This window comes from Cyanobacteriota bacterium (assembly GCA_025054735.1).
Classification (GTDB): Bacteria; Cyanobacteriota; Cyanobacteriia; order SKYG9; family SKYG9; genus SKYG9.
Genome location: JANWZG010000264.1, coordinates 1 through 5,577, shown reverse-complemented (window position 1 = coordinate 5,577; position 5,577 = coordinate 1). Strand labels below are relative to the sequence as shown.

Genomic DNA, 5,577 nt, shown 5'->3' with positions numbered 1-5,577 from the left:
CCTTGCCGGGTCTGGTTCTAGAACAGACTAGGCCTGCAACTGTTACCACGCCATCGGTGCCTATTGCTGACCCAACCCGTCCCTACACGCCACCCCCAGATTACCTTAATCCTGTGGCCAATCCTCTGCAATTTCCTACCAAACCAGAGGAGGTAACCCTAATAGGTACACAGCCCATAACCCTAGCGCAGGCGCTAGAGTTAGCACGGCGCAATAGTCGATCGTTGCAGGTTATAGAACTTCAGGTGCAGAGCAGTCGTCTAGCGGTGCGTGAAGCCAGAGCGGCTGAACTCCCCAGCGTTAACCTCAATGGAACAGTGTCCTACACTGACTCAGCCAGTGCAGAACTATCCAATCGCCGCCGTGATCCCAATTCTTTAGCAGCACTGTTGGGGCAACAAAATCAATCCACAACCAGTAGTTCTCTGTCAGGGACGATCGAAGTCACCTACAGTTTGGATACATCGGGTGGTCGCTCAGCGGCGATCGCTGCTGCGGAGCGTCAGTTGCGCATCAACGAATTGGAATACGAACGCCAGCTTGAGATCTTGCGTCTTGACGTGACCACAGACTACTATGCATTGCAAGAAGCTGACCAACAGGTTGAAATTGCCAAACAGGCTGTGCGCAATGCTGAACAGAGCTTAAAGGATGCAAAGGCTCTAGAAGAGGCAGGGGTAGGCACTCGATTTGATGTGCTGCGATCGGAAGTGCAACTCGCTAATGCCAAGCAAGATTTAGTGCGCGCCATTAGTGCCCAGCGTGTTAGTCGTCGTCAGTTGGCCCAGCGTTTGAGCATTCCCCAGTCGATTGACATTGCCGCAGCCGACCCAGTTGCCATCGCTGGACTTTGGAGCTTGTCCCTAGAAGACAGCATCATCATGGCCTTTAAGAATCGTCCAGAGCTAGAGCAGCAACTTGTGCAGCGCGAGTTGAGTGAAAAACAACGAGATTTGGCACTAGCCAGCATTCGTCCCCAAGTCAGCCTGTTTGCTAACTATTCTGTGCTTGACCAGTTTGATGACAACATTGGGTCTGCGGATGGTTACGCCATTGGTGCTCGTGTGAACTGGACCCTCTATGATGGCGGAGCCTCAGTAGCAAGGGCACAGCAGCGTGAGCAAGACATAGCCATTGCCGAAACTCGCTTTGCAGATATTCGCAACCAAATTCGCTTCCAGGTAGAGCAAGCCTACTCCAATCTGCAAGCTAATTTTGAGAATATCCAAACAGCAGCATTAGCTGTAGAACAGGCTGAAGAGAGTTTACGACTAGCACGTTTGCGGTTCCAGGCGGGTGTTGGCACTCAAACAGAAGTCATCAATGCCGAAACTGAACTAACCCGAGCACAAGTTAATCGTCTTCGTGCCATTCTGGATTACAACCGTGCCTTAGCATCACTGCAACGGGCTATCAGCAATCTAGCAGCGGGCAGCAGTACCTCACCTGCGAGTAACTAAGCTACCCCTAACCCTTGCTCACTTCCGGCTCCCAGATTTCACCTAGGAATCTAAGGGTAACTATTTCTAGATAAAACCTAGCAATACTAAGTAAACTCCAACTCCTGCCTCCTACTTGAGGATCAGCGTACGCCAAGTCATGCTGATTCTCCTATGCTCTGAGATTCGATAGTTACTGTTGCAATACAAAATCTCCGCAGTTTCCTGTATACAGGCTTACAGCCCTACTTGCTCCTTGGGAGTCATTACCCCTACCTCTTACACAATCCCCCCACTCTCACCCCAAGCTGATATGCTGGCAAGAGCAGAATGCCCCAGAGGAGACATAGCAGGATGTTGCCATTAGGGTCAAGATATATTGCAGGTGTAGTAGGATGCGCAGTAGCCTCTCTTAAGAGGGGGATTTCGGTAACAGCAAGTTGAGTAGTTACGCAGGATTGTTAATTCTTAAATCTGAGTCGTTGAATCATTTCCGCCTTGAGAGGCTACACTCAGCCCCTCTACATTACTTTTCTATCAATATCCTCCTACAGGATAGCTACTACTCTAGGTTTGAGTGATCAGTAGTTTGGACGGTTTTAAGATAGCTTATGCTTACTCCCCAACTCCTTCTGCATCTCTAGGAGAGGAATTTGGGGCGAGGGCAAATGCTGACGGTATAGTATAAGTTCCAGTATTTTCACAAAAACTGTCTAGAGCGTTGACACATCAAAACTCAATTAATAGGGTTGATTAATTTCATACATTATGCTTATCGATAGCACTTGAAATTAGATGGAGTTACCCCAGACAAATAAGCTCATATCTATCCAGACTATGAGAAAGATTAAATTTTTCTTATTAACATTTGGTTTTATACTGTTGAACAGTGAATTGCGATGAGTGCAAGCCATTGGTGTACTCAGTGCTAGTCACAAATGCTTAGCTTATTCGTATGGGAGTGCTTCCCTCTTGCGGGGAAGTTATGGTGGCTCCATGACTTGTGGCTGTAGCTAGTGGGTTAATTGGTTAGCATTATCGTTGATTATTAACCTGCACCTACAGATTCCCTTTATCACCCTCGATAAATCGAGAGCGATTCAGATAGTATTTCCTATTTATCTCTCTATTATCTCTCTATTGTCCTACAGGTGACCTGCATGACTCAATTTTTGCTGCAAACTGTCTGGCTGATTCCCTGCTATGCGCTCGTTGGCGTGGTTGCCTCTACGCTTTGGTCGCCCGCTCTAATCCGTCGCACAGGCCCTCGCCCTGCGGGCTATGTCAATTTAGTGATGACTTTTATAGGTTTTTTGCATAGTCTGATTGCGTTTCCGATCGCATGGCAACAGCCTATTCAGATTTCAGTATCCTGGCTGCAAGTCGCTGGACTAGACCTCACGCTACCCCTTGACATTTCTGCTACTACCGTGGGAGCTAGTCTGCTGGTCATGGGTATCAATTTACTGGCACAGATTTATGCCATCGGCTACCTAGAGATGGATTGGGGTTGGTCACGATTCTTCGCCCTGCTTGCCTTGTTCGAGGCAGGTATGTGCAGTCTTGCCTTTTGTAACTCTCTGTTTTTCAGCTACATGATCCTGGAGATATTGACTCTAGGCACTTACTTGCTGATTGGCATCTGGTACAACCAGTCCTTGGTGGTGACGGGTGCCCGTGATGCTTTTCTAACCAAGCGTATAGGAGATTTGTTCCTGCTGATGGGGGTATTGGCTATTTATCCCCTAGCTGGCACCTGGAATTTTGATGAGTTGGCACAGTGGGCGAAAACAGCAACAGTTGATCCAACGATCGCGGCGCTTGTCGGACTAGCATTGCTAGCAGGGCCGATGGGCAAGTGCGCTCAGTTCCCACTGCATCTGTGGCTAGATGAGGCTATGGAAGGCCCTATTCCTAGTACTATTTTGCGAAATTCGGTAGTGGTTGCTACTGGTGCTTGGGTACTGGTGAAATTGCAGCCAGTATTTGCGCTGTCGCCCATCGTTACAACAACGATGATCACCATCGGTGCTCTGACTGCCGTAGGGGGTACATTGATTGCGATCGCCCAAATTGATGTTAAGCGTGCGCTCTCTTACTCAGTTAGTGCCTACATGGGGCTAGTTTTTGTCGCCGTAGGTACTGGTCAGACCGATGCTGCCCTATTGATTATTCTCTCCCATGCTATGTCGCAGGCCCTGTTGGTCATGAGTACTGGATCCATTGTCCTCAATAGCATTACCCAGGACTTGACACAGCTAGGGGGGTTATGGAGTCGTCGTCCTATTTCGGGCTTGAGTTTTTTAGTGGGCATGGCTGGCCTAATTGGGCTACCACCGCTGGGTGGTTTTTGGGCACTGCTGGAACTGGCAGATGGTCTATGGAAGACGCAGCCATGGCTTGTTGGGGTGTTACTACTGGTGAATGGGCTGACCGCCTTTAGCATGACCCGCGAGTTTGGCTTAATCTTTGCTGGTTCTCCTAAGCCTATGACGGAGCGATCGCCAGAGAACTTCTGGCTGATTGTCTTGCCGATGACCATCATGCTAGGTTTCACGCTTCACCTTCCCCTGGTGCTCCAGAGCTTGGGTCTGTTCCCCAATTGGTCAGAGTTGAATAAAGATATGGCACTGTTGCTACTGTGGTCGAGTGCTATCGGGGCTGGAGTTGGGGCTGTGCTCTATGTTGGTCAGAGCATTCCCAAGCCAATTCAACTGCCTTGGCAGGCTCTGCAAAACTTCTTCGCCTACGATTTGTATACGCCTCAGATTTATCGCTCTAGTGTCGTCTTCTTTGTAGATTGGGCATCCCGAATTATTGATTGGTTTGACCGCCAGATTGTCGATGGTGTAGTGAATTTGGTTGGCCTAGTTTCACTGTTTAGCGGCGAAACCCTTAAGTATGGCAACTCTGGACAGGGCCAGTTCTATGTATTGACGATCGCCATCGGTCTGGTCGCCATCATGCTTAGTGTCAGTTGGGCATTTGTGATTGGTCATTAGTCATTGGTCAGCAGTCGGTGAGGACAAGTATCAGCAGTCGGTGAGGACAAGTATATGTTAAGCGTACTAATTTGGTTTCCAATTCTGAGCGCCGTTGCCGTTGCGCTCTTACCCAACCAGAAGAGTAAATCGATCGCCCTAATTCTCAGCAGTCTGACTCTAGGCTGGACAGTCTGGATTGCCACCCAATTTGATTACACCAATCCCTCAATTCAGTATTCAGAATACTTGCCTTGGATAGCTGAACTGGGCTTAGACTACCAGCTTGGTATCGATGGTCTCTCTCTGCCACTGTTGGCACTAAATAGCCTACTGAGTTGGATAGTTATCTACGGCAGTCGCGAAGACGTTGACCGTCCCCGCCTGTTCTATAGCCTCATCCTGCTGGTTAATGGTGCTGTAGCTGGGGCATTTCTAGCCCAAAACTTGTTGCTGTTCTTCCTGTTCTATGAGGTAGAGCTAGTGCCCTTCTACCTGCTAATTTCCATCTGGGGTGGGGAAAAGCGCAACTATGCGGCCATCAAGTTTCTCTTGTACACTGCCCTGTCTGGAGCCTTAATCCTAGTAGCTTTCCTTGGTCTAGTGTGGTTACAGGGAGCCAATAGCTTTGCCTACAAGTCTCTAATGGGTCAATCATTGCCACAGTGGATCCAGTTAGTGCTGTTAGGATTCTTGCTGATAGGATTTGGCATTAAGATTCCCTTGGTGCCTCTGCATACTTGGTTGCCCGATACCTACGTTGCTGCTTCTGCACCTGTAGCAATTTTACTAGGAGGTGTGTTAGCTAAGCTGGGCACCTATGGTATTTTCCGCTTCGGTTTGGGACTGTTTCCTGAAGCTTGGGGAACATTAGCACCTTGGCTGGCAACTTGGGCAACGGCCAGTGTTCTGTATGGGGCAACTGTAGCCATTGCTCAGAAGGACATCAAACGCATGGTAGCCTACAGTTCTATCGGTCATATGGGCTATGTCCTCTTGGGTGGTGCTGCTCTGACGGCCCTTAGCTTAGTAGGTGCTGTTACGCAAATGGTTTCTCATGGCGTGATTTTGGCAATTCTGTTTCATTTAGTAGGCGTTGTGGAGACTAAGGTCGGTACCAGAGAGCTGGATGTTCTCAATGGACTGATGAATCCTAT

General features: G+C 48.8%; 3 protein-coding genes. All 3 read left to right on the top strand.

The features are described from left to right. The coding region (locus NZ772_12695) for a TolC family protein (protein MCS6814409.1) at positions 1-1,460 on the top strand (1,460 nt) is incomplete at its 5' end. Between the two features lie 1,139 nt (positions 1,461-2,599). Then, entirely contained in the window at positions 2,600-4,441 is a 1,842-nt protein-coding gene (locus NZ772_12690) for an NAD(P)H-quinone oxidoreductase subunit F (protein ID MCS6814408.1), read from the top strand. A gap of 54 nt (positions 4,442-4,495) precedes the next feature. Then, positions 4,496-5,577, top strand: a 1,082-nt coding sequence (locus NZ772_12685; protein MCS6814407.1) for an NADH-quinone oxidoreductase subunit M, incomplete at its 3' end; no start/stop codon positions are given.

What these genes read in the sequence shown, in the direction of transcription:
- NZ772_12690 (MCS6814408.1), top strand. Translation starts at nt 2,600, where the DNA reads ATGACTCAATTTTTGCTGCAAACTGTCTGGCTGATTCCCTGCTATGCG.